Here is a 2,984-nt window from a genome sequence, read left to right on the forward strand (position 1 = left end):
CCGCCTTTGCCGCCGACGCCCACCGATTTCCAGTAATTGACGATCGTCGTGTCCTCGTTGCGATGGCGCGCCTGGACGATCTTCTGCAACCGCGCGACGACCTCCGCGCGCGGCGTACGTCTCGCCCACTCGATCGCGCGCGCCGTGCCGTCGACGAACTTGCGCACCGTGTTCGGGTTCTGCTGGATGAAGCGATCGGTGAAAACATAGCTCGCATAGCTGAACGAGCCGAGGAGCTGGTAGTCGGTCGTGATGAGCTCCGCACCGCCATCGGCAAGCAGCTTGTCCTTGATGATGTCCTCGAGGAAGATTGCGTCGAGCTGCTTCTGCCTGAGCAGTTGCGCAAGATTGACAGGCGGGGCCGGCACGAACGTCACCTTTCCGATGTCCTCCTTCGATACACCGGACTTCTCCAGATACGTGGTCACCAGATACTGCTGGTAGGCGCCGGGCGTGTTGACGCCGATCCTCCGGCCGACGAGGTCACGCGCGCTCCTGATCGGGCTCCCCTGCAGCACGAAGAGTCCGCCGTTTGTCTCCTTGTCGGCGCCCACGTATGAGATCACCGCTTTCACCGGCGCATGCGCGGCAACGAGCTTCACGATGGAACCGTTGAAGGCTCCGCCGAAATCCACGTCACCTGTCACGGTTGCCTGAATGTCTTGCGGACCGCTGATCGTGTTACCTACCCAATTCAACTTGACCGGCGCCAGATAGCCGAGATCCTCGGCGAGCTCTGGAAGCAGCACCTTGCTCGCCCAGCCCTGGTAACGCAATTCGAGCTTCTCGGGCGTCTGCGCGGCGACGGGATTCGCCGATGCCACCGCTAGCAGGCCGGCAAACAGCAGGCTCGACGTCCGGCGTAGAGCGTTCAGTGAAAGTGAATTCATGATGGCCTTTGCGGTCAGAACACGCCGTCGTATTCGAGCGTCACACGGTGAATGCGACGGCGTGCCGAGCCATAGTCCCGTGCCGCGTAGTGCTGAACCTGGCGGTTGTCCCAGATCGCGACGTCGCCTTCGCGCCACTCGAAACGTGCCTGCACTTCGGGCGTCTTGATGAGGTCGTAGAGATAGTTCAGCAGGCTCTGGCTGGCAGTCTTCGAGACGCCGAGCAGATGGCTCGTGTGTCCCTCGTTGACGAAAACGAGCTTGCGGCCGTTTTCCGGATGGGTCTTGATCACGGGCACTTCGATCGGCGGGAATTTCTGCGCGGCGTCGCGGACGCGCGCCAGGCCCTCTTCCACCGATTCAGCCGGCGTGCCTTCCGGCAGCTCATATCCACCGAGCAGATCGGAGAGCGCATTCTTTTTCGGCGAGGCGAGAAACGTGTTCACTGCGCGCAGTTTCTCGAAGTAGCGGGCAAGGTCCGGATCGAGCAGATCGTACGCAGCGGCCGAAGAGGTCCAGATGGTATCGCCGCCGCCTCCTTCCGGAATCTCCTGCGCATGCAGAACCGTTGCCTTGGGCGGCTGAAGTTGCCATGACACATCGACGTGCCAGTTATCCGTGCCGCCCGAGCGAGTCTTGTCACTGTGTGCGATCACCTCGATTTCCGGGTACTCCGCTACAGCCGGCAAATAGATGTTCTTGCGAATGGGGTTGCCGAAAACTTTCGCTAACGCAACGTGCTGCGCTGGCGAGAGGGTCTGCTCGCGGATAAAGATCACGCCATGATCGACGAGCGCCTGATTCAGGTCGCTCCGATTGTCCTCGCTCAAGGGCTGCGACAGATCGACGTTTTCGATCACCGCGCCGATGAGCGGCTTATAGCGCCGGACGCGAAGTTCCTGATGCTGGTTGGCGGATTGCGGCGACGGCTGGTCGAGCACTGCGCTCATGGCGTTTCTCCTGTTGGTCGGTGACGTCGCTCATGAAATCAAACGCGCGCTGCAGCAACAACCAACCAATTCGCCGATACATATGCGCTCAACGAGAGATCGCATATGTCAGCGTCTCATGGAGACAGTCCAGTTCTGTCGGAGATAGCTTTGCTGGAGGCGTCATTTCCCTCGATGCGAGCCGTGGGCTATGTTTTAAGGTTCGCTGCTGTCTGAAAGGCTGGCGGTCTTACATCACATCCATCACCCGCCTCGATGCATCCCGACGGACGGCTCCAAAGCGCGCGTCGATCGCGTCAACCGATCACGACTTCAGCACCCAGCCTCCAACACCCAGCACCCAGCATCTGCTGCTGCGGTAGCGCAAGCCACTGGCGTTCAGCGAAATCGATACGGCGGCCCATCTGCCGATTCAGACGGTGCGGATAACGACGAAGAGTGTCCTCTCTCCAACGATCCATGATCCGTCTCATGAAAGGCTCGCTCGTCAGTTTGCTACCGGCTGAAACGCAAGGTTGAACGCGTCCTCATTCTTCGCTCATTGTCGGCCGCCATAATCCTTTTCAACCGATGCGCACTTTCGTCGCACCCGGTTTCGAGGAGAAAAATCATGATAAAGATCGGTAATGCCGTCGCCGCTGCGGTGCTCGGCGTCGGGCTCGTCAGCGCCGCGCAGGCGCATGTCTTCGTGGGCGTGAACGTAGGCTTACCGGTCGTGCCTATGGCGCCTGTCGTGATGGCGCCGCCCGTCGCGATGGTCGCGCCGGTGGTTCCCTATGCGCCCGTCGCACCCATCGCGGTGTATGCGCCGCCAGCTCCCTATTACGCGGCACCCGTGTCAGTCTATGCACCGTCAGTCGCGGTCGGTTACTGGGGACATCCGGGGTGGCCAAGCCGTCACTACGCAGTCGGCTACTGGCGTTGAGCGTGTCGATGACCACGACCCGGGCCAATTCCGGACGCGACGAGCGCGTCTGGTTGGGACACCGCGCTCGCATCGACGCTCGGCTCGCCGCGCATTGCAGTACTGGAGCTCCACGTGGAGCCAGTCGAACGGAGCCAGAGTGGCTGACGGTCTGACACGCGTATGGGTTTTGCAACTACGCAGCGACCGCCGTTTGACGAGCGCTCGGCAGCATCCGGT

3 protein-coding genes are annotated in these 2,984 nt (G+C 61.2%); 1 reads left to right on the forward strand and 2 read right to left on the reverse strand.

Annotated features, from left to right (window positions below):
• Both AWB67_RS35880 and AWB67_RS35885 read right to left on the reverse strand, forming a co-directional pair.
• On the reverse strand, positions 1-890 hold an 890-nt coding region (locus AWB67_RS35880; protein ID WP_087660622.1), incomplete at its 3' end, for an ABC transporter substrate-binding protein.
• A gap of 14 nt (positions 891-904) precedes the next feature.
• Positions 905-1,840, reverse strand: a complete 936-nt coding sequence (locus AWB67_RS35885) for a TauD/TfdA dioxygenase family protein (protein WP_087660623.1) — start codon at positions 1,838-1,840, stop codon at positions 905-907.
• A 610-nt stretch (positions 1,841-2,450) separates the two neighbouring features.
• Between AWB67_RS35885 and AWB67_RS35890 the strand changes: the two genes are divergently transcribed.
• Complete coding sequence (locus AWB67_RS35890) at positions 2,451-2,765, forward strand: hypothetical protein (RefSeq protein WP_087660624.1); 315 nt, start codon at positions 2,451-2,453, stop codon at positions 2,763-2,765.
• Positions 2,766-2,984: the final 219 nt, after the last annotated feature.

Source organism: Caballeronia terrestris (assembly GCF_001544515.1).
In the GTDB taxonomy this organism is placed as follows: domain Bacteria; phylum Pseudomonadota; class Gammaproteobacteria; order Burkholderiales; family Burkholderiaceae; genus Caballeronia; species Caballeronia terrestris.

What these genes read in the sequence shown, in the direction of transcription:
- AWB67_RS35890 (WP_087660624.1), top strand. Translation starts at nt 2,451, where the DNA reads ATGATAAAGATCGGTAATGCCGTCGCCGCTGCGGTGCTCGGCGTCGGG.
- AWB67_RS35885 (WP_087660623.1), bottom strand. Translation starts at nt 1,840, where the DNA reads ATGAGCGCAGTGCTCGACCAGCCGTCGCCGCAATCCGCCAACCAGCAT.